This is a genomic window from Bryobacter aggregatus MPL3 (assembly GCF_000702445.1).
GTDB classification, from domain to species: Bacteria; Acidobacteriota; Terriglobia; order Bryobacterales; family Bryobacteraceae; genus Bryobacter; species Bryobacter aggregatus.
The window spans coordinates 645,025-669,087 of sequence record NZ_JNIF01000003.1; the positions used below are offsets into that span (position 1 = coordinate 645,025).

23 protein-coding genes are annotated in these 24,063 nt (G+C 58.2%); 5 read left to right on the plus strand and 18 right to left on the minus strand.

Annotated elements, in window-relative coordinates; translation table 11 throughout:
- Positions 1 to 22: 22 nt before the first annotated feature.
- From M017_RS0103395 to M017_RS0103405, 3 genes are read right to left on the minus strand one after another with little or no spacing between them, the layout of a single operon-like run.
- The gene (locus tag M017_RS0103395) at positions 23 to 1,717 is read right to left on the minus strand and encodes an alkaline phosphatase family protein (RefSeq protein WP_031495793.1); all 1,695 of its coding nucleotides are present in this window, start codon (positions 1,715 to 1,717) and stop codon (positions 23 to 25) included.
- Positions 1,718 to 4,135 (minus strand): leucine--tRNA ligase, encoded by a 2,418-nt coding sequence (gene leuS / locus M017_RS0103400; protein WP_031495794.1) that lies wholly within the window; start codon positions 4,133 to 4,135, stop codon positions 1,718 to 1,720.
- Positions 4,128 to 5,066, minus strand: coding sequence for an aldo/keto reductase (locus tag M017_RS0103405; protein ID WP_238325798.1), 939 nt, complete (start codon positions 5,064 to 5,066; stop codon positions 4,128 to 4,130). Before M017_RS0103405 ends, leuS begins: the two co-directional genes overlap by 8 nt.
- A gap of 60 nt (positions 5,067 to 5,126) precedes the next feature.
- Here M017_RS0103405 and M017_RS0103410 point away from each other — a divergent pair, with 60 nt between their 5' ends.
- The gene (locus M017_RS0103410; RefSeq protein ID WP_155121214.1) at positions 5,127 to 5,897 is read left to right on the plus strand and encodes a hypothetical protein; all 771 of its coding nucleotides are present in this window, start codon (positions 5,127 to 5,129) and stop codon (positions 5,895 to 5,897) included.
- On the opposite strand, the gene speA is transcribed toward M017_RS0103410, so the two are convergent.
- From speA to M017_RS0103430, 4 genes are all read right to left on the minus strand, one after another.
- Positions 5,898 to 7,832: a biosynthetic arginine decarboxylase gene (gene speA / locus M017_RS0103415; protein ID WP_031495800.1), complete on the minus strand. Its 1,935-nt coding sequence runs from the start codon at positions 7,830 to 7,832 to the stop codon at positions 5,898 to 5,900.
- Between the two features lie 86 nt (positions 7,833 to 7,918).
- Positions 7,919 to 8,974 carry a TolB family protein gene (locus tag M017_RS0103420; RefSeq protein ID WP_031495802.1) on the minus strand — a complete coding sequence of 352 codons (1,056 nt, stop codon included), beginning with the start codon at positions 8,972 to 8,974 and terminating at the stop codon, positions 7,919 to 7,921.
- Complete coding sequence (locus tag M017_RS0103425; RefSeq protein WP_031495804.1) at positions 8,971 to 9,981, minus strand: cobalamin-independent methionine synthase II family protein; 1,011 nt, start codon at positions 9,979 to 9,981, stop codon at positions 8,971 to 8,973. Before M017_RS0103425 ends, M017_RS0103420 begins: the two co-directional genes overlap by 4 nt.
- Positions 9,971 to 11,263 carry a Gfo/Idh/MocA family protein gene (locus M017_RS0103430; protein ID WP_031495806.1) on the minus strand — a complete coding sequence of 431 codons (1,293 nt, stop codon included), beginning with the start codon at positions 11,261 to 11,263 and terminating at the stop codon, positions 9,971 to 9,973. Before M017_RS0103430 ends, M017_RS0103425 begins: the two co-directional genes overlap by 11 nt.
- Positions 11,264 to 11,320: 57 nt before the next feature.
- Between M017_RS0103430 and M017_RS0103435 the strand changes: the two genes are divergently transcribed.
- Positions 11,321 to 12,061 (plus strand): SDR family NAD(P)-dependent oxidoreductase, encoded by a 741-nt coding sequence (locus M017_RS0103435; RefSeq protein ID WP_035957638.1) that lies wholly within the window; start codon positions 11,321 to 11,323, stop codon positions 12,059 to 12,061.
- Here M017_RS0103435 and ahpD read toward each other — a convergent pair.
- From ahpD to M017_RS0103455, 4 genes are all read right to left on the minus strand, one after another.
- The gene (ahpD, locus tag M017_RS0103440) at positions 12,058 to 12,594 is read right to left on the minus strand and encodes an alkylhydroperoxidase, AhpD family (protein ID WP_031495808.1); all 537 of its coding nucleotides are present in this window, start codon (positions 12,592 to 12,594) and stop codon (positions 12,058 to 12,060) included. The two genes, M017_RS0103435 and ahpD, sit on opposite strands and share 4 nt — an antisense overlap.
- Positions 12,595 to 12,662: 68 nt before the next feature.
- Positions 12,663 to 13,199 carry a peroxiredoxin gene (locus M017_RS0103445; RefSeq protein WP_031495810.1) on the minus strand — a complete coding sequence of 179 codons (537 nt, stop codon included), beginning with the start codon at positions 13,197 to 13,199 and terminating at the stop codon, positions 12,663 to 12,665.
- A gap of 32 nt (positions 13,200 to 13,231) precedes the next feature.
- Entirely contained in the window at positions 13,232 to 13,681 is a 450-nt protein-coding gene (locus tag M017_RS28500; RefSeq protein WP_080507476.1) for a Fur family transcriptional regulator, read from the minus strand.
- 23 nt (positions 13,682 to 13,704) lie between these two features.
- A complete protein-coding gene (locus tag M017_RS0103455; RefSeq protein WP_155121215.1) occupies positions 13,705 to 15,561 on the minus strand; it encodes a CocE/NonD family hydrolase in 1,857 nt (618 codons plus the stop codon).
- 54 nt (positions 15,562 to 15,615) lie between these two features.
- Between M017_RS0103455 and M017_RS0103460 the strand changes: the two genes are divergently transcribed.
- The 3 genes from M017_RS0103460 to M017_RS0103470 all read left to right on the plus strand — a co-directional run bounded on the left by M017_RS0103460 (position 15,616) and on the right by M017_RS0103470 (position 18,333).
- A complete protein-coding gene (locus M017_RS0103460) occupies positions 15,616 to 16,491 on the plus strand; it encodes a hypothetical protein (protein WP_031495816.1) in 876 nt (291 codons plus the stop codon).
- Positions 16,488 to 17,120: a YqiA/YcfP family alpha/beta fold hydrolase gene (locus tag M017_RS0103465; RefSeq protein WP_031495817.1), complete on the plus strand. Its 633-nt coding sequence runs from the start codon at positions 16,488 to 16,490 to the stop codon at positions 17,118 to 17,120. The genes M017_RS0103460 and M017_RS0103465 overlap by 4 nt, the downstream gene beginning before the upstream one ends.
- A 196-nt stretch (positions 17,121 to 17,316) precedes the next feature.
- Positions 17,317 to 18,333, plus strand: coding sequence for an energy transducer TonB (locus M017_RS0103470; RefSeq protein ID WP_031495820.1), 1,017 nt, complete (start codon positions 17,317 to 17,319; stop codon positions 18,331 to 18,333).
- On the opposite strand, the gene M017_RS0103475 is transcribed toward M017_RS0103470, so the two are convergent.
- The 7 genes from M017_RS0103475 to M017_RS0103505 all read right to left on the minus strand — a co-directional run bounded on the left by M017_RS0103475 (position 18,314) and on the right by M017_RS0103505 (position 24,016).
- Positions 18,314 to 18,643: a DUF971 domain-containing protein gene (locus M017_RS0103475; RefSeq protein WP_031495822.1), complete on the minus strand. Its 330-nt coding sequence runs from the start codon at positions 18,641 to 18,643 to the stop codon at positions 18,314 to 18,316. The two genes, M017_RS0103470 and M017_RS0103475, sit on opposite strands and share 20 nt — an antisense overlap.
- The gene (locus M017_RS0103480) at positions 18,640 to 20,874 is read right to left on the minus strand and encodes a RelA/SpoT family protein (RefSeq protein WP_238325799.1); all 2,235 of its coding nucleotides are present in this window, start codon (positions 20,872 to 20,874) and stop codon (positions 18,640 to 18,642) included. Before M017_RS0103480 ends, M017_RS0103475 begins: the two co-directional genes overlap by 4 nt.
- Positions 20,875 to 20,901: 27 nt before the next feature.
- Positions 20,902 to 21,297 carry an ExbD/TolR family protein gene (locus M017_RS0103485; protein WP_031495825.1) on the minus strand — a complete coding sequence of 132 codons (396 nt, stop codon included), beginning with the start codon at positions 21,295 to 21,297 and terminating at the stop codon, positions 20,902 to 20,904.
- A gap of 87 nt (positions 21,298 to 21,384) precedes the next feature.
- Positions 21,385 to 22,245, minus strand: coding sequence for a tetratricopeptide repeat protein (locus tag M017_RS0103490; protein WP_031495826.1), 861 nt, complete (start codon positions 22,243 to 22,245; stop codon positions 21,385 to 21,387).
- Between the two features lie 27 nt (positions 22,246 to 22,272).
- Positions 22,273 to 22,701, minus strand: a complete 429-nt coding sequence (locus tag M017_RS0103495; RefSeq protein WP_031495828.1) for an ExbD/TolR family protein — start codon at positions 22,699 to 22,701, stop codon at positions 22,273 to 22,275.
- Positions 22,702 to 22,729: 28 nt separating this feature from the next.
- On the minus strand, positions 22,730 to 23,167 hold the full coding sequence (locus M017_RS0103500; RefSeq protein ID WP_031495829.1) for an ExbD/TolR family protein: 438 nt from the start codon (positions 23,165 to 23,167) through the stop codon (positions 22,730 to 22,732).
- Between the two features lie 123 nt (positions 23,168 to 23,290).
- The gene (locus M017_RS0103505; RefSeq protein ID WP_035957641.1) at positions 23,291 to 24,016 is read right to left on the minus strand and encodes a MotA/TolQ/ExbB proton channel family protein; all 726 of its coding nucleotides are present in this window, start codon (positions 24,014 to 24,016) and stop codon (positions 23,291 to 23,293) included.
- Positions 24,017 to 24,063: the final 47 nt, after the last annotated feature.

A 24,063-nucleotide genomic window follows, 5' to 3' on the forward strand; every position in this document is an offset into this window, starting at 1 on the left:
TCATACAACGCATCGCCCTGCGTTAGTAGCCCAGCAACCGCAATACAAAGGGCGCGACATCGACACTCCGCATCATTGCCGGACGCGAATGCACCTGTGGACCAGACACAATAAAGAGCGCCTGCAAATCGGGCCGCGTCGGCAGAGCGCCATGTTCGCCCTTCGGAACATCGAGTTTTTCAATTGCCCGCTTCGCCGTCCCGCTGGCCGCCTTATAGCCGGGCATCAGATCGAAATACAGTTCTCCGCCCCGAGGCCCGCCCGTTCCGAACTTCTCGCTCGGCCAGAACCATTCGCCAAACACCGGCTTGCCCTCATCGCGAAACGCGCTGAGCTTCGCCTTCACCTCTTCGAGCAAGGCGCGGTTGCCCGGCTTCTTCAGGATCAGAAAGTGATCCTGCGCCGCCACCCGGTCCGCATAGCCCATCTCGCGTAGCAACACATTCACCCGCAGCTCGCGCGTCACCGCCATCATTCCGTGGTCGCTCGCGACAACGAAATGATCCTCCGGCTGCAACATCTGCTGCAGTTCATGGATGCGCCAATCGACAATCTGATAGCCCCATTTGCGATAAGCGAGCGTCACCGGGTTCCCCTGCCACTGGTGCAACATATCATCGGTGGTGCTCAGATAATCCACCAGCAGGCGCGGCTCATACTCAGCCATCAGCGCCCGCGCATGCCGCATCGTCTGCCTGGCATGCAGTTCGAGCGTCTCCAGAAAACGCCGCTCCGCCAGCCCGTCCGTAAAGCGCTGGCCCAACTCGCCGCGCCCATACCAGCTCCCGCCGCCATTGCCGACAAAAGCTCCGGCCGTCGCGAGCAGCTTCTTTTTGAACTTGTCGTCCTGATGATCGCCATCGGCACAGATGCTGATCTCCTTTGCCGCAGTCTGGATCAGAAGGAAATCCTTCCCATCCGCACTCAGCGTAAAGAGCCGGAAATGAACCGCCGTCACATCGCCAACCGGCAACGCCTCACTGAAGTAACGCGCCAGCGGACGCGCCTTCTCACCATGTCCGGGAGGAGCGTTCTCTGCCTCTTTCCAAGGAGCATCGACATAGCGCTTCGCTCCATAGGCCGTCATCCGAATCGTGTCATAACGCGTCGACTTGGCAAACACAACACCCGTGAAGCGAATGCGCCCCGCCGCGTACTCAAAGTAACGCAAGGGCTGCCGCGACTGCGCCGGAGGGACAAAGCCCTCAGGCGCGGCGTCCAGCCACTTCACATCCGCGGCACGCAACAACTTGCCCGGCGCCACCTCGGGCGTCTGGTAGCCGTTATAGAGCACCACGTTCTGCCCCGAGTTGAATGCATTGCAAGGGTAGCCCTGCGTCGGGTTATGAGCCACCACCTTCAACCCCTTCTTGGCAGGCCCAATCCAGAACATCGGCGCCAACAACTGCTCGGCCCGGAATCCGCGCTTGCGCTGCTCAAAGCTGACCGGAACATCATTCGCCGTGATCCCGTTGACATTGCCATAAACCCCGGTGAACAGGGCGGCATGCCCCGGAGCGGTCAGGCTCGGAAACGCGGCCTGCATCGGGGCATAGATTCCCGTCTCCGCCATCTCCCGCAGCGTGGTCATCTCCGCAGCAGCGGGGTCTTCGGTAAAAGATTGATACCCCATGCCGTCGAGGCTGATGAGGATCACGCGCCCCTGCTTCTGTGCAAACAGAGGCAGGAGCAGCGTAACCAGAAGCAGAAGTCTCATTTAGCCTTTGACAACGATGTTCACCAGCTTGCCGGCCAGTACAATCACCTTCGCCACTTCCTTGCCAGCAATGAAGCTGCTCACCTTCTCATCCGCAAGCGCCGCCGCTTCCAGCTCTTCCTTCGAAGAGCCGGTCGGCACCACGATCTTGCCGCGCAGCTTGCCGTTCACCTGCACCGGAATCTCGATCTCATCCTCCACCAGATAGGCTTCATTCACCGCCGGCCAGGCATGCGCAAAGACCGGCCCGGTCAGGCCCAGGTCCTCCCACATCTCCTCGGCGATGAACGGTGTGAAGGGTTCCATCAGCAGGATGAGCGAACGTAGAATCTCCGGCAGCGCCGCTGCCGTCAACCCCTCTTCATTCGCATAGAGCTCATTCGTCAGTTCCATCAACGCGGCGATACAGGTGTTGAAGTGCCAGCGCTGTTCAAAGTCCTGGGTGATCTTGGCAATGGTCTGGTGCAGCTTGCGCAGCGCCTTCTTGTCCGCCGCACTCAGTTCCCCAACCGTTCCCTGGCTGCGCTCCACATTGCGCGTGACAAAGCGATAGACCCGGCCGAGGAAGCGATATTGTCCTTCGACGCCGGTCTGCTGCCAGTCCATATCGCGATCGGGCGGAGCGGCAAACAGCACATACAGCCGGCAGGTGTCCGCGCCGAAGTCGACAATCAACTCTTCCGGATCGACGATGTTGCCCAGGCTCTTGGACATCTTCGCCCCATCCTTCAACACCATGCCCTGGGTGAACAGCTTCTTGGCTGGCTCCGAGTTCTCGATCAGGCCCAGATCCTTCATCACCCGCGTCCAGAAGCGCGAGTAAATCAGATGGAGAATCGCATGCTCGACGCCGCCGATATATTGATCGATCGGAAACCACTGTGCGATCACCTTCGGGTCAAACGGCGCGTTGCTGTTCTTCGGGTCGCAGTAGCGATAGAAGTACCAGGAGGAATCAACAAAGGTATCCATCGTGTCCGTCTCGCGGCGGCCTTCGCCACCGCACTTCGGACAGGTGGTCTTCCAGAAGCTCTCAAGCCGCGCCAGCGGCGACTCGCCCGCGCCGGTGATCTCGACATCGAGCGGCAACAGTACCGGCAAGTCTTCTTCCTTCACCGGCTGCACGCCGCAGCTCTTGCAATGCACCATCGGGATCGGAGTGCCCCAATAGCGCTGCCGCGAAACGCCCCAGTCCTTCAGGCGATAGGTGATCTTCGCTTCAGCCTTGAGCGTCATCTTCGCGCGCGCCTCAGCCGTCGGCAGTCCGGAGTATTCACCAGAGTCGACACTGATGCCGTACTCAGAAAAGGGCAGCGTCGTCTCGCCCTGGACAGCCTTCACCACCGGCACAATCGGGATACCGTACTTGCCGCAGAACTCAAAGTCCCGCTCATCATGCGCGGGCACGGCCATGATCGCGCCGGTGCCATAGCCCATCAGGACAAAGTTGCCAATCCAGATCGGCGTCTTCTCGCCGCTGAAGGGGTTGATCGCAAAGCCCTCGGTGGCGAAGCCTTCCTTGTTCAGGTTGCTCGGGTCCTTGCGGCTCTGGTCATCGACCATTGCCTTCAACGCAGCCTGACCCGAGGCGCCCACCAGCTTGCTGGCCAGCGGATGCTCCGGAGCAAGGATCAAACAAGTCGCCCCGTAGATTGTATCGATGCGGGTGGTGAAGATGCGGATCTTCTCGTCGCTGCCGTCGATCGCGAAATCGACTTCGGCCCCTTCGCTCTTGCCGATCCAGTTGCGCTGCATTGTCAGCACGCGCTCCGGCCAGCCTTCCGCCAAGTCATCGAGACCAGCCAGCAACTCCTCCGCATAGGCAGTCGTTTTGAGGAACCACTGTTCGAGACTGCGCTGCTCCACCGGGTTGTCTTCATGCCGCCAGCAGCAGCCGTCCACCACCTGCTCGTTCGCCAGCACCGTCGCGCAAAGCGAACACCAGTTCACCAGCGACTGCTTGCGATAGGCCAGGCCGCGCTCGTACATCTTCAGGAAGAACCACTGGTTCCAGCGATAGTATTCCGGCTCGCAGGTCGCAATCTCGCGATCCCAGTCGAGCGAGAAGCCCAGGCGCTTGAGGCCTTTCTTCATCTGCGCGATATTCTGCAGCGTCCACTCGCGGGGCTGTCTACCGGACTTCAATGCCGCATTCTCCGCCGGAAGACCAAAGGCGTCCCATCCCATCGGATGCAGGACGTCATAGCCGCGCATGCGCATGAAGCGCGCAAGAGCGTCACCGATCGAATAGTTGCGAGCATGCCCCATATGCAGCTTGCCGCTCGGATAGGGGAGCATCTCGAGGACGTAATACTTCTTCGCCGGGTTCTCGGGCGTCTTGTAAAGCTCCGGAGTCGCCTCCCAACGGGCATGCCACTTCTCTTCGATCTCTTGGTGCAGGTATTGTTTTTCAGGCATAGTAGTTCTTCAACCAGACATGACGGCGCATCACGGCGAGTTCGCTCGGGTTCAACGGACCGAGATCGCTCACCGCGCAATTCAAATCAACAGACGAGTTCTTCCGCATTCCGGGAATCACCGTCGAGACGGCAGGGTGCGTCAGGCAGAATCGTAGCGCACGTTGCGCAAGGGTTCCGGCCATCGCCTGGGTCGCTGCTTCCAACTCGGCCACACGCGGCACCACTTCATCCAGGCGGCCATCGCGGAAGTACCAGGCGCGGAAGTCTTCCGCTTCAAACTTCGTATCGGTGCGAAGCGTTCCCGTCAACGCCCCCTCGTCGAGCGGCACACGGGCAAGAACTCCTACCCCATGCTCGATGCAAGCCGGGAACAACCAACGCTCCGGCGACTGCTCAAAGATGTTGTAGATCACCTGCACGGTGTCGACCATCTTGCTCGCTACGAGATCAAGTGCCGACTCCGGCTGGTGGTCATTGATCGAAACCCCGAAAGCGCGGATCTTACCCGAGGACTTCAACTTCTCGACCGCCCTACGCCACTCGTCCTGCAGGAACCAGATCGGGTTCCAGACATGAAGCTGCTGGAGATCGAGCTGCTCGACTCCGAGATTTTTCAGACTGGTTTCCGTCGACTCGATCACATACTCGTAAGGAAACACATCGACCACCGGCACGCCGGGCTTGGCAGGCCAGATGCGGTTCTTCGGCGGAATCTTCGTCGCGACATAGACCTTCGATTTCGTCTCCCGGATCACCTTCCCAATCAGCGTTTCGCTGTGCCCTTCGTTGTAGGCAAGGGCAGTATCGATGAAGTTGACACCGGAGTCGATGGCGCGGCGCAAGGCCCCCAGACTGGTGTCGTCATCGCCTCCCAACCACTGCTTTCCGCCAATGCCCCAGGCACCATAACCGATTTCACTGACTTCCATCCCGGTCGTTCCAAGCTTGCGATAGTTCACCCTTGGATTTTCCCATGTATGCTGATGGGCATGAGACGAATTCTCGTCGCAATCCTGATTTCGGTGCTCACTCTCCTGGCGGCCCAGAATTACCGGCTCTACCTCCAGGACGGGGGGTATCATACGGTTCGCGAGCACAAAGTGGAAGGCGATCGGGTTCGCTACTATTCCGTCGAACGCGGGGAGTGGGAAGAGATTCCAATGAGCCTGGTGGATCTGAAGAAAACCGACCAGGAACTGGCGGCTCGCACCGAATCCTTTACCGAGGAGAGGAAGCTGATGGCCGAAGAAGCAGCAGCCGAACGGGAGATCCGGCGCATCGTCGCCAGCATCCCCGAAGAACCGGGTATGTACAAGCTCGATCCGGCAGGCAAACCTGTTGCATTAAAGAATGCGGATTCCGCCCTAGTGACGGATAAGAAGAGGCAGGCGCTGAAGATGCTCTCGCCATTGCCAATCGTAGCGGGCAAATCCACGCTTGAAATCAGTGGAGATAGCGCCAGCTTGATTTACTCGGAGCGCCGCCCGGAATTCTACCTACGGCTCTCCAAGGCGCAACAATTCTCCCTGGTCCAACTGACCCCGAAGAAGGGCGCACGCATTGTCGAGGTGATCCAGGTGATTCCGGTCAGCAAGGAGCGATTTGAGGAGCGCAAGGAACTGGAAATCTTCCGCCAGCAATTGGACGAAGGGCTGTTCAAGATCTGGCCCCAGGCGGACCTCGCCGCCGGTGAATACGCTTGGATCGAATTCACCGAGGGCGAAGTGAACCCCATTATCTGGGACTTCAAAATCCAGTAATTAGCTCTCGTGGACGTCTTCGAGGTAGGTGTAGCCGTGCATGCCTTCTTCGTAGAAGCGGAGCAGGCGGCCGGATTCCTCATAGCCGATCTTGCCTTGGCGAACGGCCATCTCAACGTCGCGGCGGAACTTCTCCTGCAGCTCTTTGCTTGAGAACTGCACGTAGTCGAGCACCTCACGGACGGTATCGCCGCGGATGACCGCCTCTAAGACATTCTCGTTGTGCTCGCCCAGACTGACGTGTACAGCATGGGTGTCGCCGAGTAAGTTGTGGAGGTCGCCCAAGATCTCCTGGTAGGCGCCGACAAGGAAAGTGCCGAGATAGTACGGCGCTCCGTCAAAGGCATGCAGCGGCAGGAATTTCTTCACATCGCGGCGGTCAATGAACATGTCCACCTTGCCGTCGGAGTCGCAGGAAATATCGCCGAGCACGGCGTTTGAGGTGGGCCGCTCATCCAGGCGATGGATCGGCATCACCGGGAAGAGCTGCTTCACCGCCCAACTGTCGGGCATCGATTGGAACAGCGAGAAGTTGCAGAAGTAAGTATCAGAAAGCAGCGCATCGAGATTCTCCAGTTCTTCCGGAATCTCGTCCATGTTACTGATCAGGCGCTGGATCTTGCGGCCCGTGGCCCAGTAGATGCTCTCGCACAGCGCGCGTTGCTCAAGCGACATGTAGCCGAGGCTGAACAGATTCAGCGCGCTGTCGAGCGCCTGCTGCGCATCGTGGAAGGACTCGAGCACATTCTTCTGGGTGAGGCTCTTCAGTGTCTCGTGCAGGTCGACGAGCGGCTGCTCGGCGTCCTCCGGAAGCGTGGCGGGCACCTCTTCGGTGCCGAAGCCGCTGACCCCGAGAACATTGAAGACAAGCAGGCTGTGATAAGCGGCGATGGCGCGGCCGCTCTCGGTCATGATGACCGGATGCTCGACCTCCGCCTCGTCGCAGACATTCTGGATGTGATAGACGACGTCCGCTGCGTACTCCTGCAGCGTGTAGTTGACGCTCGACTCAAAGTCGGTCTGGGAGCCATCGTAATCGACACCGAGACCACCACCGACGTCCAGGATCTCAAGACCGGCGCCGGCCTTCTTCATGCCGGTGTAGCAACGAGCGGCTTCTGTGACCGCCGCCTTGATCTGGCGGATATTCGTGATCTGGCTTCCGAGGTGGAAGTGGAGCAGCTTCAGGCAATCGCCCATGCCAAGGCTCTTCAGGTGTTCGACCGCACGCAGGGCCTCGCTGACGGTGAGGCCGAACTTCGAGCGATAGCCTCCGGAACTCTTCCAGCGGCCACTGCCACGGCTGGCCAGCTTGATGCGGATGCCGATGGTGGGCACCACACCGATGCGCTGGGCGTACTTGATGATGAGTTCGAGTTCGGTGTACTTCTCGACAATCGGCGTGATGTTTCGGCCAATCTTGCGGGCCAGCATCACCATCTCGATGTATTCGTCATCCTTGAAGCCGTTACAGACGATCGGCGTGTCGTTCTCGGCGACGCCGAGAACTGCCAGGAGTTCGGGTTTTGAACCGGCTTCGAGACCAAAGCCGAAGGGACGGCCGTAGGTGTACACCTCTTCGACCACCTGGCGCTGCTGGTTGACCTTGATCGGGAACACGCAAACATACTTGTTCTTGTAGTTGTGTTCAGCGATGGCGTTGAGGAAGGCCTGGTGGATCTCTTCGAGACGGTGCTTGAGAATCTGGCCGAAGCGAATGAGGATGGGCGGGTGGATGCCGCGCATGACCAACTCGTCGACGAGCTTTTTCAAGTCCATCTTGCGGTCCAGCACCTTGTAGGGGTGGACCATCAAGTTTCCATTCTCACCGACGGTAAAGTAGCCTTTACCCCAACTGGCGACGTCGTAGAGTTCTGCGGCGTCAGTTGTGTTCCAACGCTCGGTCGGTTCCCGGCCGGCGGCAGGGTCAGCCATCTTCAGGTTCAACTTCCAGAATCCTCCTCAGGAATACTTTTCACTATGAGTGTCGTAATTCCTGGCCCCTCTCGCAAGATTTATTTTCAGTGACGGATCTCGGCCGTGTAGACCTGCGTCAGTCCCGTGCGATCACTGGCAAAAGCGATCTTCGTTTCGCCGTGGCTCCAGCTCGGGTGGGGGTGGGTCCATTGGGGCCCGTAGACAGTGTCGGTGCCGGATTCCATCCAACTGAGAGCGCCACCGGATTTGGCCGCACTTCTGGCCGCGGCGAAGTCTTCCGTGAGCGCATAGCGGCTGCTTTTCCATTGGGAACCGCCATTGGAGGCGCCAGACTCGCAGACGGGGGTGCGGAGGCCAGTCGAGACGTCGACAATCTGGATGCCCGTATCGGGGTGATTCGTATCAAAAAGTACCTTTGTGCCGGCTCGATTCGGCGCAATATGCCAGCAGTTGTAGTCGCAGATGGTCGTAATCTCGCGAGTTTGCCAGTTCAGGCGGCGCAGGGAATAGGGCCAGACGGTGAAGACGATGTCGCCGGTTTGTCCCAGGAAGGTTTCGTGGACGACGAACTCGTCGTTGCCGTGTTCGTAGAGGCATTCGAGGCCCGTACCGTCACGGCGGATACGGTGCATGCGCGGGGCGGGGTCGCCGGAGAACTCGATCCATTCCGGTTCGAGCGGGTGGAACTGAGGGTGAATGAGGGTGCGTGGATAGGGGAAGAAGTTCCAGCCGGTGCCATCCCAGCGACCACAGAGGATGCCGTTTTGGCCATCAATCTTTGCCGCGGCGACCAGCCAGTTGCCGTCCGCGCTGATGGAGCATTCGCCGATGGAGGCTCCGTCGCGGCGGGTGATCTCGCGCAGCGCGAGCGTGGTGTAGTTCAGACTGTAGATGCCACCCGCGCGGACGAAGCAAAGCTCGCCGCCGTTTGGGTGGAGTGCGGGAGAGAAGGGGTGGATGCCGACAGGGCCGAAGCTGAGTTGGCGGACCGGGGGACCGGAGGCGTAGAGCTGCGCCGAGCCGTCGCGGTAGCTGGTGAAAAAGAGCTCGTTGTCTCCTGGGAAAAAGCTGGATTGCAAAAAATAGGACGGGTGGCTGATCGCCGACCCGTCCGTGATTTGCGTGACAACCGCGCTCATTTGCGGCCGAGGAAGAGATCGCGCCCCTTGACCAGAGCTTCGATCTTACGATCGCTGACAGAACGCTTGAGCATCCAGAAGCCGCAATCGGGGTGGATCCAGCCGACGCGGCCGGGACCGAGGATCTTCTCGGCGCGATCGATCGATTGGGCAATCTCCTCGGGAGTTTCGACGTGATTCACCTTAATATCCACCACGCCGATGCCGATACGGATGTGGCTGGCGAGATCTTTCAGCGAGTTGAGGTCGTCGACAGGCCGATGGGCTAACTCCAGGACCAGGTGATCGACGTGCAGAGAGTTCAGGAACTCGACGAGTTGCTGCCAGTGGCCTTTCTGGATGGTCTGGCCGCCGTAGTTGCCAAAGCAAAGGTGGACGGCGCGCGTCGAGGTGACGGCGTCGAGCACGACGTTGATCGCACGGGCCGCCAGCGGCCAATCCTCGGGGTTGCCGGGGATATTCGCCTCATCGACCTGCACGCAGGCGCAGGGCAGGTTCTTCACCTGACCAGCAAGGACGTGGCCGAGGGCCATGGTGAGCTCATCAAAGCTGCCGTAGTGGTTGTCGAGCAGAGTACGAGCTAGCATGTACGGGCTAGTCACTGTGAACTTGAAGGGTCCACCCGCGACGCTCGCGGCCAGTTCGCAATCGCCGAGCAAGTTCAGCGAGCCTTCGCTGAGCGCGGACTCAACCACTCCAGCTGCTTTGCGGCGGAAGCCCATCGTTTGCTTAGCGGCAAAAGCTTCGTGATCGGAGCGCCCGACATTGGCCCGGATGCCGCCCATGGGGCGGATGAAGTATTCGATCATCCCGTTGGTGTCGGGATGATTGACGTCAAAGCGATAGAGTTCGCCATCAGTCGGCAGGTCAATGCCTGCTTGCTTCTGGATGTCGAAGACGACACGGGTGGCGTCAAGGCGGGCCTGCTCGCTGGGGAGCGCGGCCAGCCAGTCGGGAACCGGATAGGAACCGACGGTGGTGGTGAGGATTTCAGGACTATGCGACATAGGGTTTACGGTTTTCACGGGAAAGAAGCTTGTCGGCATCAGGAGCGCCTACAAATTTCAGCTTGCTGGCATCGAAGTCGAGCTTCTTGCCAGTACGGTAGCTGATGTTGGACAGGTGGCAGAGCCCGGCGGAGATGACGCCAATCTCGATTTCGGCGTTCAGGTCCTTATAATTGCGGGACTTGATGGCTTTGAGGAAGTTGGCCATGTGGGGCTGGGTGTCGGCATTCGGCTCCGGTTTGACCTCGAGGGAGGGGGTGAGTTCTTCGCCCTTGTAGACACGGAAGCCTTCGGAATCGATGGCAAGAATGCCTTCGGAACCGTAGAAGATGTTGCCGACGGTATTGGTTCCGTTCTTGCGCAGGGGCCATTCGGGGCCGCTCGGCAAGCCACGGACTTCAAACTGGATCTGCTTGTTGTTGCCGTAGTCGAGGGTGGAGAACTGGGTGTTGGGAGTTTCCTGATCGTCTGTGTAGACGAACTTGCCTCCGGTGGAAACGACACTCTTGGGCCAGGCGAGGCCCATGCCCCAGCGAGCGATGTCCATTTCATGAACGCCCTGATTGCCGATGTCGCCGTTGCCGGTGTCCCAGAACCAATGCCAGTTGTAGGCAAAGCGCAGTTCGTTGAACTTGCGATAGGGCGCCGGGCCGAGGAACTGATCCCAATCAATGCCCGCGGGGGGAGCGTCGAGGTCAGGCTTGTGCCCGATGGATTTACGCCGCTTGTAACAGAAGGCCTTGGCGAGGTAGAGCTCGCCGATGACACCGGCTTTGAGCTGTTCAATCGCCTTGATTTTGTAGCTGATGCTGCGGCTTTGCGATCCTACCTGCACCATGCGGCTGGTCTTGCGCGCGGTCTCAATCATGCGCTGGCCTTCGTGGATGTTGTAGCAGGCGGGCTTTTCGACATAGACGTCTTTGCCTGCCTGGCAGGCCCAGATCATGCCGAGAGCATGCCAATGGTTGGGAGTGGCCATGGAGACGGCGTCGACCGACTTGTCGGCGAAGACCTTCTTCATGTTGTCGTACTCGTTGGGTTTCGCGCCGCCCGCCTTGATGACCTGAGCCTGTGCACGCTCGCGGGCCGCCTGGTTGACGTCACAGACGCCAGAGATATTGCATTGGTCGTTGAGACGGGCATAGTTCGCGATATGATCACGGCCACGGCCGCCGATGCCGATGACAACAAGATTGATTCGTTCATTGGCGCCCATGACACGCTGAGCAGCTGCCGCGGTAGCGGCTCCAAGGAAAAAGCGACGTGAAGAAGGGGAATTCATTGATGAGATCCAGGGTACTCCGAAGGGGATTCTGAGAGTCATCATACAGTAAGCGTAATGAGCTTCCACGGCAAAAAGGCAATTGTGACAGGTGGCGCAAGCGGGATCGGATTGGCAACAGTGCAGTTGCTACGAGAACGCGGTGCCGAGGTGACGGTTTGGGACCAGAGCTCCACGGAGAATCCGGTGGATGTGAGCGATCCGGAGCAGATCGAAAAGGCCGTTGCGCTCTTCTCAAAGGTGGATATTCTCGTGCATAGCGCTGGAATTCAGACCTATGGAACAGCAGTGAGCACCAGCGATGCCGTTTGGGACCGGACCCTCCTGGTGAATGTGACGGCGGCTTTTTACGTTTGCCGCGCGGTGCTGCCCAAGATGGGGGCGGGCGGGTCGATCTCGCTGGTGGGGAGTGTGCAGTCCGTGGGGGCGGTGGGCAATAGCGCCGCTTATGTCACATCAAAGCATGCGCTGCTCGGATTGGCGAAGAGCATTGCGCTCGACTATGCCAAGGAAGGGATTCGCTGCAATTGCGTTTGTCCCGGAGCGATCGATACGCCGATGTTGCGCTGGAGTGCGGACCAAACCGATGACCCCGCAGGAGCGCTTGCCGCTTGTGCGCAAGTGCATCTGCTCGAGCGACTGGGCCAACCGGAAGACATCGCGCGGGTGATCGCGTTCTTGTCCAGTGAGGATGCCGGGTTTGTGACGGGCACCGCGTTTCTGGCCGACGGCGGGGCGATGGTGCCCATTGGCGGCGCCGCCTTCCAGGAGAACGGAACGGCGCGCGCGCGCGTTTAGGAAACGGGCTCGACGCTTTCGGCCTGCAGGACGGTTGCGATGGAGTGCAGCACGGCCGCAAGGCGCACACTTGCCAGGATGGTTTCTTCCCGGACACCTTTGTCGCGAAGAACTTTTTCATGCGAGGCGACGCAAGTGGCGCAATTGTTGATCGCGCTGACGGCGACGCACCAGAGTTCGAAATCGAGAGCATCGGCTCCATGACTGCGCATGATGTTCATGCGGAGCTTGGCGGGAATGGTGGCGTACTTCTCGTTGGGAGTGAGGTGGAGGAAGCGGTAGTAAACGTTATTCATCGCCATCACAGTGGCGGCAGCTTTTGCGCCAGTCATCTGTTCGGGAGTGAGATACTTCTCTGCTTCGGTGAAAATTGCTTCGGTGACTTCAGGGTTGCGGCAGGCGATGGCAGAGGCAACGAGGGTGCCCCAGGTTTGGACTGGCGTCAGATCCGGTTGGTTGATGAGGGAGCCAAGGTTGAGTTTCATGTCCTTGGCATAGGCGGGGAGAGAGTCGAGTAATTGTTGGAAGCTCATCTTATTCGTTTGTTCTTCTTCGATGTTAGCGAGGAGACAGCGGATGCGGTCTCCTCGCTAAAACTTCGTTAGGGCTTGAGGACTTCTTCGCCCGGCTTCCAGTTGCAGGGGCAGAGTTCGTCGGTCTGGAGAGCGTCGAGAACGCGCAGGACTTCCTGCGGGTTGCGGCCAACGCTCAGGTCATTGACCATGACAAAGCGGATGACGTTCTCGGGGTCTACGATGTAGGTAGCACGCTGGCAGACGCCGGCATTGGGATCGAGGATTCCAAGCGCAGTGCTGAGTTCCCGCTTGACATCGGCAAGCATGGGAAACGGCAGGTCGCCAAGGTCTTCGTGCGTGTTGCGCCATGCGAGATGGACAAACTCACTATCCGTAGAGCCGCCGAGCACCTGGGTGTCGCGATCGGCGAAATCGGAATTCACACGGCCGAAGGCGGCGATCTCCGTCGGGCAGACGAAAGTAAAATCCTTAGGCCAGAAGAAATAGACCTTCCATTTTCCGCCGTAGGAGGAATCTGTAATGGTTTCAAAGGCCTTGTTCTTGTCGGTGCTGACGACCGCGGATACCGAAAAACTGGGGAAAGCTTGTCCCACTCCGAGCATTCTGAGTTACCTCTTCTTGATTGATATTTGGATTATGATTTGGACGAACTCGAGCAGCGTTTGCACAGCCCGAGCACTTCCACACTGAAGCGATGCACGGCGAAGCCTTTTGGGATCGACTTCTTAAAGCGAATGGGCTCAAAGTTGTCTTCCGCCAAATCTTCAATGGCCTTACATCGGGTACAAACCAGATGGTGGTGCGGATTGGGATTATTTTCGAGACGGAGCGAACCATGATGGATACTCATCTCGCGAACCAACCCGTGTTCCACGAAAGTCTTGATGTTGTTGTAAACCGTGGCGAGGGAAAGCGATGGAATCTGCTTCCGGACCCGCTCGTACAGCGCCTCCGGGCTGGGATGTTCGCCCATGGCCATGAGTTCTTCATAGATGACGAGACGCTGGTGGGTGAGAGAGAGACCAGCCTCGCGGCAGCGATCGCGCAGAGCTTCGCGCGACAGCTGCCTGGCTACTGGTTTCATTTCATTATTATTTTAGAATCGTTCTAATTTGTCAACCCGGGGACGATGGTCACCTTCACCTGGCTCGCTTGCCCGGTGCTGCGATAGATGCGGTGGGTGGCCTTCTGGAAGTCCGATTCCCGGGCTTCATTGATATTCGGAACGTACTTCTGGGGGTTGCGATCGACGAGCGGGAACCAGGTGCTCTGGACCTGCACCATGATGCGATGGCCCTTACGGAAGGAATGATTCACGTCGGGGAGATTCCACTCCACTTTTTCGGCTTTTCCGGGAGTGAAGGGGATGGGGGTGGAATAACTTTCGCGGAAGCGGGCGCGGAAGACATCGCCGCGCACCATCATCTGGTAGCCCCCCATATGCACGCCGGTGGGGTTGGGATTGGGATCGGGGAAGTCGTTCGGGTAGACGTCGATGAGCTTGACGACCACATCGGCGTCGGTGCCGGTGGTGGAGAAGAAGACGCTGGGAGTGACTGGGCCGGCCAGCACGACGTCCTCGGTGAGCTCATCAGTGACATAGACGAGAACGTCGGGGCGGGTGGAGGCCTGGCGCTGGTCCATGACCATGTGCTCGCGGGTCATGCGGTTGGAGACCTGCGGGATGTAGGGGACGGGCTTGGCAGGGTCGCTTGGGTACTCGTCAAAAGAGGCGCCCGTTTCGGTGGGCGGAGTGAAGCTGAGCTTGCCGTTGGAATGGAAATAGAGCGACTTGGCTTGGGAAGAAGGAGGCGGCCAGGCATCGTAACGGCGCCAGACATTGGAGCCCGATTCAAACATGAGGGCCTTGGGGAGATTGGGGTCTGGACCGTCCTTGAGGATGTACTTGAAGTAGGGGAGCTCGACTTTTTCGCGATACCACTCGCTGGTCTTCGCGTTGAAGCTGATGTCGCCGAGCGAATCGCCGTCGCTGCGCGCCCAGCCGCCGTGGAACCAGGGCCCCATGACGATGCGGTTGCCGTTGGCGAAGCCACCCTTTTCGACATTCTTAAAGACCTGCTGCGCGCCGAACAGATTTTCCGCGTCAAAGAAGCCGCCGATGGTGAGCACGGCGGGCTGGATGTTTTTGAGATGGGGACGCAGGTTGCGTGACTGCCAGAATTCGTCGTAGTTCGGGTGCTTCATCATGTCGGTCCAGAACTGGACATTGTTTTTGAGGTAGCGCTCGTTGGCGTTGTAGTTGGGGCCGAGGTCGAGGAAGAACTTGTAGCCATCGGGAGTTTTATGGTCGAAGGGGGTACGGGCCGCGACGGTGGGCTCAGGACGGGGAACGCCGAAGGAGGAGAGGAAGTTGAAGGCGTGGGGGAGATAGAGCGCGCCGTTGTGGTGGAAGTCGTCGCCGACAAACCAGTCGGTAATGGGAGCCTGCGGGCTGGCGAGTTTGAGCGCGGGGTGGGCGTCGATCATGCCCGCGGCAGTGTAGAAACCAGGATAAGAGATGCCCCAGGTGGCGACACGGCCATTGTTATTCGGCAGATTCTTGGTGAGCCAGTCGATGGTGTCGTAGGTGTCTGTCGATTCGTCGACCGCGCCGGGCTTCTTGGCGAGGTGGGGCGTCATGTTGATGAACTCGCCTTCGCTCATGTTCTTCCCCCGGACGTCCTGGTAGACGACGATGAAGCCGTCTTTGCCAAAGAGCGGCGTGGGACCAATGTCGGCTTTGTACTGGTCTTCGCCATAGGGCGCAACACTGTAGGGGGTGCGGTTGAGCAGGATGGGATATTTCTTCGAAGTGTCTTTCGGAAGGTAGACGCTGGTGAAGAGCTTTTTGCCGTCGCGCATGGCGATGCGGTACTCGTACTTCGTGTAGTTGGCCTTCACGTACTCGAGACCTTGCGCAGCGAGTAGAAGGGCAGAGGCGAGGAGGAGACTAAAGAAACGCATTGCAGTTATTGTGATTATCGCGTCAGTTTGCAGGCGGGTGGGATGATAGAAGGGATGTTACGCCGCCTGATGGGCTGTTTTCTGCTGCCGATGCTTTTATTGGGACAAGCGTCCGGCCCCGACCGCGCGCGGCTGGCGAGCCAGGCGCAGAGCTTCGCCGAACAATTGCCGAACCTGATTGGAACGGAAGTATTGAAGCAGAAATCGATCCGCTATTCGAACCGCTTGCGCATCCGGATGGGAGATGCGGCGCTGCGTCCGGTTGCGCCGAAGATTACCGAGCGCGAGATCCGGTCGGATCTGGGCTATGCGTTGCGGGGCAAAGAAAATCCGGTGTGGTTTGAGTTGCGCAAGGTCATCGATGTCGATGGCAAAAATGTCACGACACAGAAGAAGGCCCGGGAGCGCCTCGCGTTTGGGTTAACGACCGATGACGACCGGGCTCGCTTGAAGATGATGGAAGAGTTCACGAAATACGGGCTGGACGGCGTGGCGACCGATTATGGGCTGTCGCTGTTGATTTTCCGGGCGGGAGATATCGACAAGATTCGATTCCATGAGGAGAGTTCCGAGTTTCTGGGAGCGGACCGTGTGGCGGTGTACTCGTTTGAACGGAGTGATCGGGATGTTGCGGTGACGGTCTACAGCGGGAACGATGCGCGGAAACAGCCGCTGCGGGGTGTGGTGTGGCTCCGGCAGTCCGATATGCGGCCGCTGCGGATCAAGCTGATTTCGGTGGTGGAAGAGGGCAAGGTTGCGATTGAGGATGAGGGGACGGTGGAGTATACGCCGTCGAAGTATGGATCGGTGCTGCCTGCCAGCGTCGCTTATTCGCGCAAGGTGAATGGGACGCTCGTGCAGGAGACGAATTATACGTACAGTGGATTCCAAAAATTTGGGTCCGATGCGGAGATCAAATTTACACCATGAAATTCATTTACCTACACGGGTTTGCGTCGTCGCCCGCTTCGCGGAAAGCGCAGTTTTTTGCCGCGAAGCTGCGAGAGGCCGGCGCGACGGTGCAGATTCCGGAGCTTGAAGCCGAAGGATTTCTCCATCTGACCGTCAGTGGGCAGTTGCGGGTGATTGCAGCGGCCGCGGGCGGAGAGCCGGTGCGGCTGATCGGGTCGAGCATGGGCGGGTATCTGGCGGCCTTATACGCATTGCTCCATCCGGAAGTGGAGAAGCTGGTGTTGCTGGCCCCGGCATTTGGATTTGCAGAGCGCTGGAAGCTGCGGCTGGGCGAGGCCGCGATGCGGGAGTGGGAGAGCAAGGGCTCGCTCGAGATGATGCACTATGCGACCGGGAAGCCGGAGCCGGTCGGATATGGACTGATTGCCGACGGGTTGCAGTATCCAGCGGAACCTGCTTTTTCGCAACCAGCATGGATTTTTCATGGAACCCACGACGAAGTAGTACCCCTCGCTTTTAGTGAGCAATTTGTTGCCGGACATGCAAATGCACGATTGACCGCTTTGGAATCGGGTCATGAATTGACGGATGTCATGGATCAGATTTGGGACATGAGTGCAGAGTTCTTGTTGCAGGCGGGAAACTGACCCCAGGAATGGAGTTTTGCCGGCACAGAAACAGCCCGGCGGTGGGAGAGCTCTCAAAAGTGCCAGCGTGCTACGATGAGATCAAAGTCGCTGGTACTTCCAAATTTCATAGATTGTGTGCAACCCGAAGGGAAATTGAAGCGTCCTGTTGGTGAGCGCGCAGAGTCGATGGTTTTGAACCTCGAGGAGAAATAGGGTGAGTACATCGACAGTGGAACGGGCGGATGAAATCGTGATTCACACGGACGAGCAAAAACCGGTCTCAAGCCCAGAAGACCATCTGGCAAAGACGTTGTCTGGCTATGAGGACGAAAATGTCCTTGTTTCCCTCTGGCGTGGACTGAAGGAAACCTTCAATCCCCCGAAACTTCCCCCCCTCGAAGTCACTTCTCGCCCGGTTGCGGTGAAAGATATTTGGGGACAGACGGCCGGCAACGAGTCCCGCAGTGCGATGACCTCGATGCTGATCCACGGCGGCGTGATCGCGCTGCTGATTTTCCTTTCTACCAACAAAAAAGTACAGGAAGTGGTCAAAGAGGCGATGCCCCTGGCCGCGCCCTTGTCTGACTATCTGCCGAAAATGGCTCCCAAGAAGCAGACAGCGGGCGGCGGCGGTGGTGGCGGCGCCCGGGATCTGACTCCTCCAAGCAAAGGGAAACTGCCGAAGGTGGCCCCGAAACAGTTTGTTCCTCCGCAGTTGCAGAAGGTAGAGAATCCGAAGCTGGTGATGGAACCCACCATCATTGCCCAAGCCGATGCCTTGCCTAAGGTGAATATGCCGGTATTAGGGGATCCGCTTTCGGGCCTGAGCGCTCCGTCACAGGGACCGGGTTCCGGTGGATTCGGATCTGGTAAGGGCGGTGGTGTTGGATCGGGCAATGGAGCCGGATTTGGACCGGGCAGCGGCGGTAACACGGGCGGCAGCGCTTATCGCGTCGGCGGCGGGGTTTCTGCACCTTCGGTGCTGTTCAAGGTGGAACCGGAATACTCCGAGGAAGCTCGCAAGGCGAAATTCCAGGGGACCGTGGTTCTCTCGATCATTGTCGACCCCTCCGGCAAGGCGCGGGACGTGAAAGTAGTGCGTCCGCTGGGCCTTGGCCTCGACGAGAAGGCCATCGAAGCCGTCATGAAGTGGCGCTTTAAGCCAGGCCTCAAAGACGGCGCCTCGGTGCCCGTACAAGCGACAGTGGAAGTTAACTTCCGCCTTCTGTAGCTAATCTCCTTAAAAAATCAAAACTATAGATCCCGCTGGAGTGGCCATCGCTCCAGCTGATCTTTAGCGCGTAGTTTCCGGCTGCTTCGCAGCTCAGCATCTTCAAGGCTGGCTGGTACATCTGGAAGGGGCTGGGATTGGCGTAGTTCGTCTTCTGGGGCTCTGTGCCGTGTGCGCCCGTGCAATGCGCACAGGGGCAATTGTCACGCAACTGTGCCAGGGTAAAACTGGTATGCAGCCCGTCCTTCCAATCAATGTCGATGCCTTTCGACTTGGAGACAGCAATGTGTTCGGGTTCCTGTAGGCTCATGCTTTTCGTTCGATGTCCCTCACGCCGGGGATGCGGCGGAGAGCGCTGAGAATTTTGTCGAGTTGCCGCTGGTCGCGGACTTCAATCTTCATTTCCACCACCGCCCCGTCCCCGTCGCGCTCCATGTCGCCACGCGCCTCAAGGGTGCGGATGTTCGAGTTTTCACTAAAGAGAACCTGCGTGAACTGGGCCAGCATTCCGGGGCGATCGTCGGTCATGATCGAGATCTGCACATCGAAGCTTTCAACGCCCGTTTTTGCCCACTCGACATCGATCTTGCGTTCGACTTCGTAGAGCAGATTCTGGACGTTGGTGCAGTTGATGCTGTGGACGGCGACACCCTTGCCACGGGTGATGTAGCCGACAATCGGCTCACCCGGAATGGGATTGCAGCAGGAGGCGCGGTAGAGCAGGACGTCGTTGACGCCCTTGACGCGGAGGGCGAGGTTCTTGAGCTCTTTGTCGGCCGGGTTGTAAACGGGCGCCTGGGCGGCCAGTTCCTGGACCCGCGCTTCTTCCTGCGCCGCATGCTCCGGGGAGAAGCGGATGAGGATGGGGCGGGCTTCAATCTTGCCGTAGCCGAGATTCGCGTAGAGGTCTTCAAGCTTGCCGACGCCGTAGTCTTCGAGCACCTGCTTGAGGATGTCCTCGTCGAGTTTCGAGATCGGAATCGAGAGGCGGCGCGCTTCCTTTTCAAAGTACTTTTCGCCGATCTCAATGGCCTTCGAGCGCTCGGTGGCATTGATGATCTGCTTGATCTTGTTGCGCGCCTTCGAAGTTTTAACGAAGCTGAGCCAATCCTTGCTCGGCATGTGTCCGGGCTGGGTGAGGACCTCTGCAACGTCGCCGTTGCGCAGCGCATAGCGCAGCGGGACGATGCGGTTGTTGACCTTTGCCCCGACGCAGGCGTTGCCGACGTCGCTGTGGATCGCATAGGCGAAATCGACCGGCGTTGAATCGCGCGGCAGCACGACGACCTTGCCCTTGGGCGTGAAGACGTAGACTTCGTCCGAGTAGAGATCCACCTTGAGGGTGGACATGAACTCGCCGGGGTCGCGCATTTCCTGCTGCCACTCGACCAGTTGGCGCATCCACTTGATGTATTGCTCTTCTTCGCTCTTGTGGCGCTGCCCTTCCTTGTACTTCCAGTGGGCCGCGACGCCTTCCTCAGCGAGGCGGTGCATTTCTTCGGTGCGGATCTGGACTTCGAAGGCTTGTCCCGTGTTGCCCATCACGCTCGTGTGCAGGCTCTGGTAACCGTTCTGGCGCGGCATCGCGATGAAGTCCTTGATGCGGCCGGGAATGGGAGGCCATTCATTGTGGATGACGCCGAGGGCGGCGTAGCAGTTCTTCAGCGAATCGGTGATGATGCGCAGGGCGAGCAGATCGTAGACCTGCTCAATGGGGATCTTCTGTTTCTTGAGCTTGAGGTAGACCGAGTAAGGACGCTTGAGACGGCCTTCGACACGGGCGGGAATCGATTCGCGCGCCAGTTTCTGTTCGAGAATCTTGCGGATCCCGTCGAGGAATTCCTGCGAGGCCTTGCGCTTGTTTTCGATCTGGCCAACGATGTCGGCATGGGCTTCGGGATCAATCGCGTGGAAGGCGAGATCCTCGAGCTCGGAACGCATTTTACCCATGCCAAGACGGTGAGCGATGGGGGCGTAGATGTCGAGCGTTTCCTGGCCGATACGGGTTTGCTTCTCGCGCGAGAGGCTATCGATCGTGTGGAGGTTGTGGAGGCGGTCGGCCAGCTTGACGATGATGACGCGGATGTCGCTGACCATCGCGAGCAGCATCTTGCGGACGCTCTCGGCCTGCTGCTCTTCCCGCGAATAGAGGTGGATCTTGCCGAGCTTGGTGACGCCATCGACACAGGCGGCTACTTCATTGCCGAAGAGTTTCTGGATCTCGTCGATGCCGGTACCGGTGTCCTCGACCACATCGTGGAGGAGCGCCGTCTCGACCGTGACCAGATCCATCTGCATGTCGGCCAGAATCTGAGCGACGGCGATGGGGTGCAGGATGTAGGGCTCCCCGCTCTTGCGGGTTTGGAGCCCGTGGCGATCGCGAGCGAATTCAAATGCGATGCGTAGTTTGGTGAGGTCTTCTTTGGGACGATTGGCGGCAAAGACCTTTTCTAACTGGACGAAGCGCTGCTCTACCAATGCGTCGTAACGCAGTGCATCCGGTAGCGGATTCTTTTCAGCCTCATTGCCCTTTACTTCCAAGCTCTTGCGACAGACCCCTTCCTTTGATTATTTCGTTAATAAGCCGATGCGGTCAATTCCCGCAGTGCGGGAAGCCGCGATCGCCGGGACAATCGCCTGGTACTCGAGCTCTCCGCTGCCCTTCAGGAAGAGGACTTTCTCGGCACGTGCGTTAAAGATGCCGGAGAGGCGCGACTCCAGAGAATCGAACGCAACCACCGTATGATTGAGCAAGTAATCGCCATTTGCGGCGATTTCGAGGACAACCGCGGAATCGGGCACAGTGGCGGCGGGAGGTGGAGCATCCTGTGGCAGTTCGGCAGGATAGCCCCGGGGCGTGGCAGGTGAGATCACCATGAAGATGATGATCAGAACGAGCAGTACATCAATCATCGGGGTCATATTGATCTGCCCCTGCGCGGTGGAAGTTGCTTGCATTGCCATGTGAAGTTGGACACCGCAAAGCAAAAAAAGTGGCGGACCACAGAGGGTCCGCCATCCGATATTGGAGAGAATCAGAATCTTGTCCAGTTAAGGCTTATTGACAATACCCTTGCTCTTCTTTTCGAGCTCGGCAGCCTTGATCTTCTTCGCTTCGAGAGCCTTGGCCACCCAGTTGTCGGCAGTGGCGATGTCCTGTTTATAGGTTTCGACATTGTCGGCCAGATCGGCGCGCTCACGAATCAGCAGGTTGAGATAAGCCATGGCGTCGTCATAGACCTTGTCCAATTCAACGGCCTTGCTGAGGTTCTTGATCCCTTCTTCCACCAAAGGCAGATAATCTGCCTTGAGCTGTTCCCGGATCTTCTTATCCTTGATGGGACCTGGATCTTCCTGCCGCATGCCCGCCTTCTCGCGAGCCTGCTTATAGTTGGGATACCACTTGGACCAGTTGATCACGCCGAGGCTGTAATAGGCCTTGGCATTGGTGGGATCGATCTCGACAAGCTTGGCATACCAGACTTTGGCATCATCCATCACGCGGAGCTTGTCCTCGAGATTGGGGAAGGCGTTTGCCTGGTTGTAGCGCATGGAGGCGATCGATTCCGTCGCCAACTTATTTTTGGGATCGTTCTTGAGAACGATCATGAATTCGTCTTCAGCCTTCTTGGCCAGGGCCTTATTCTCTGGAGAATCGGCACCCGGAATCCACTGGCTCATATAAGAGGTGGCCAGATAGAGGCGAGCCACTTCAAAAGTGGGATCGGCGTCGATGGCGTCCTTAAACTTGCGTGCGGCCTCTTCGTATTTTGTAGCTTTGTATGCCTGGACACCTTTATTCAAGGCGTCGCGGGCTTTCAGTTTTTCGCAGCCACTCGCGAAGGCGAGCAGACCCAGGGTCACCAGGGTTGTCGCAATCACACGGGAATGGGGCTTTAGAGCTTTGAGCATTTGTGTCGCTATCCTCCTCGCACCCGGCTATTCGCCGGCTTCCACCTTCTTGGTCATCAAACCAACCTGGTCGATGCCGACTCCCTTGGCGACGTCAATCACCTTGGCTACGTCCTGATACTCCAAATCGGGATCACCCTTGACAAAGCAGACGCGCTCGGCGCGGGTCTTGAAGATGTCTTCGAGGCGCTTGGAGAGATTCTCGAAAAGAATCGGCTCCTGGTTCACCTTCATGCTCTTGTCCTTCTCGATCGTCACCACCACCGTACGGTCCTGATCAGGAGGAGGCGGGGGAAGATTGGGAGGAGGAGGCTGCGGAACGCGCGCCTCAAGGCCCTTAGGCGTCAGGGGCGTAATCACCATGAAAATAATGATCAGAACGAGTAGAACGTCGATCATCGGGGTCATATTGATGTCGCTTGACGGACCCCCTTTGCCGCCCATTGCCATTGCCATATGCGGTGTCTCCTTATCTCGCTCTTATTTAGTTAGCCGGTGCAGCCGCGTTGGCCTGCGAATCATCTGTCAGCAAACCGAGTTGTTCGACGCCGGCGTTACGGATTTCGTCGACAACCGTGACAACGCGCTCATACTTGGCACGCTTGTCCGCACTGATAAACACAATCTTTTCTGGTTTATTGGTCAGCATGTCCTTGATTTTGGAGGGCATCTGATCGGGAGCCATTCGAGTGGTTCCGAGGTAAGTATCGCCGTTGCGTGTCACGCTCACCAGAATGGCGTCTTCCTTGTCCGCATCCTTCATTGCAATTGGATTCTTGGCCTGCACCTTATCTACGCTGACGCCCTTTTGGAGCATCGGGGTGATGACCATGAAGATAATAAGCATCACGAGCATGACGTCGACCATGGGGGTGACGTTAATGTCGGATACCGGTGGTGGGGCGTGTTTTCTCTTCGCCATGTCGCTTGCCCTTCCCTCGTTTTGTTCCCACCTTCCTGGGCCGGACGCATTGGAATACGCCGGCCACAGAGAAGGTAAACTCGCGAGGATTCTGTTTAATCTCTATCCAACTGGTGTCAACGCCTAGGCGCGACGGGCTGCCTGCGAACGCTTGATGAAGTAATCGAGCAGTTCGGAGCTCGAGTTGTTCATCTCGATGTCAAAGGCTTCCACCTTATTGGTGAAGTAGTTGAACATCATAACGGCAGGGATAGCCACGAAGAGGCCGAGAGCGGTGGTAACCAGCGCTTCCGAAATACCACCGGCGACGGCGCCGAGACCGGCAGCCTTTTCACTGGCGATACCCTTGAACGCGTTGACGATACCGACGACGGTTCCGAAGAGACCGACGAAGGGACCGGTGGAACCGATGGTGGCCAAGCTCGACACACCACGCTTGAGTTCAGCGTGAACAATGGCTTCCGCACGTTCGAGAGCACGCTTAGAGGCTTCGATGGTTTCACCGGAGATCTCGCTGCTCATCTGGTGAGCCTTGAATTCCTGGAGACCGGCAACGACGACCTTAGCAAGGTGCGACTTCTTATAACGATCCGCGATCTTGATGGCTTCATCGAGCTTGCCTTCACGCAATGCACCGGCCACTGCGGGGGCAAACTGGCGGCTCTGCGCCTTTGCCGCGTTGAAGGCGAGGAGGCGATCGATCATAACGCCGATCGACCAAGCGGACATGATGAACAGAATAATAACGACGGCCCGGGCGAGACCGCCCATCTGGTCCCACATCGTAAGGGCATCGAATCCGACTTCTTGAAAGAAAAAGAAGCCCATGGTTTGCATAGTGAGAAGCATGCAATATTCTCCTGCGAGTTGTTTGGATTTTGGGAATTACTACTATC

What these genes read in the sequence shown, in the direction of transcription:
- leuS (WP_031495794.1), bottom strand. Translation starts at nt 4,135, where the DNA reads ATGCCTGAAAAACAATACCTGCACCAAGAGATCGAAGAGAAGTGGCAT.
- M017_RS0103410 (WP_155121214.1), top strand. Translation starts at nt 5,127, where the DNA reads ATGAGACGAATTCTCGTCGCAATCCTGATTTCGGTGCTCACTCTCCTG.
- M017_RS0103475 (WP_031495822.1), bottom strand. Translation starts at nt 18,643, where the DNA reads ATGAGCCTACAGGAACCCGAACACATTGCTGTCTCCAAGTCGAAAGGC.
- M017_RS0103505 (WP_035957641.1), bottom strand. Translation starts at nt 24,016, where the DNA reads ATGCTTCTCACTATGCAAACCATGGGCTTCTTTTTCTTTCAAGAAGTC.
- M017_RS0103500 (WP_031495829.1), bottom strand. Translation starts at nt 23,167, where the DNA reads ATGGCGAAGAGAAAACACGCCCCACCACCGGTATCCGACATTAACGTC.
- M017_RS0103455 (WP_155121215.1), bottom strand. Translation starts at nt 15,561, where the DNA reads ATGCGTTTCTTTAGTCTCCTCCTCGCCTCTGCCCTTCTACTCGCTGCG.
- M017_RS0103420 (WP_031495802.1), bottom strand. Translation starts at nt 8,974, where the DNA reads ATGAGCGCGGTTGTCACGCAAATCACGGACGGGTCGGCGATCAGCCAC.
- M017_RS0103485 (WP_031495825.1), bottom strand. Translation starts at nt 21,297, where the DNA reads ATGGCAATGCAAGCAACTTCCACCGCGCAGGGGCAGATCAATATGACC.
- M017_RS0103430 (WP_031495806.1), bottom strand. Translation starts at nt 11,263, where the DNA reads ATGAATTCCCCTTCTTCACGTCGCTTTTTCCTTGGAGCCGCTACCGCG.
- ahpD (WP_031495808.1), bottom strand. Translation starts at nt 12,594, where the DNA reads ATGAGCTTCCAACAATTACTCGACTCTCTCCCCGCCTATGCCAAGGAC.
- M017_RS0103435 (WP_035957638.1), top strand. Translation starts at nt 11,321, where the DNA reads ATGAGCTTCCACGGCAAAAAGGCAATTGTGACAGGTGGCGCAAGCGGG.
- M017_RS28500 (WP_080507476.1), bottom strand. Translation starts at nt 13,681, where the DNA reads ATGAAACCAGTAGCCAGGCAGCTGTCGCGCGAAGCTCTGCGCGATCGC.
- M017_RS0103445 (WP_031495810.1), bottom strand. Translation starts at nt 13,199, where the DNA reads ATGCTCGGAGTGGGACAAGCTTTCCCCAGTTTTTCGGTATCCGCGGTC.
- M017_RS0103490 (WP_031495826.1), bottom strand. Translation starts at nt 22,245, where the DNA reads ATGCTCAAAGCTCTAAAGCCCCATTCCCGTGTGATTGCGACAACCCTG.
- M017_RS0103460 (WP_031495816.1), top strand. Translation starts at nt 15,616, where the DNA reads ATGTTACGCCGCCTGATGGGCTGTTTTCTGCTGCCGATGCTTTTATTG.
- M017_RS0103495 (WP_031495828.1), bottom strand. Translation starts at nt 22,701, where the DNA reads ATGGCAATGGCAATGGGCGGCAAAGGGGGTCCGTCAAGCGACATCAAT.
- M017_RS0103425 (WP_031495804.1), bottom strand. Translation starts at nt 9,981, where the DNA reads ATGTCGCATAGTCCTGAAATCCTCACCACCACCGTCGGTTCCTATCCG.
- M017_RS0103395 (WP_031495793.1), bottom strand. Translation starts at nt 1,717, where the DNA reads ATGAGACTTCTGCTTCTGGTTACGCTGCTCCTGCCTCTGTTTGCACAG.
- M017_RS0103465 (WP_031495817.1), top strand. Translation starts at nt 16,488, where the DNA reads ATGAAATTCATTTACCTACACGGGTTTGCGTCGTCGCCCGCTTCGCGG.
- speA (WP_031495800.1), bottom strand. Translation starts at nt 7,832, where the DNA reads ATGGCTGACCCTGCCGCCGGCCGGGAACCGACCGAGCGTTGGAACACA.
- M017_RS0103405 (WP_238325798.1), bottom strand. Translation starts at nt 5,066, where the DNA reads ATGGAAGTCAGTGAAATCGGTTATGGTGCCTGGGGCATTGGCGGAAAG.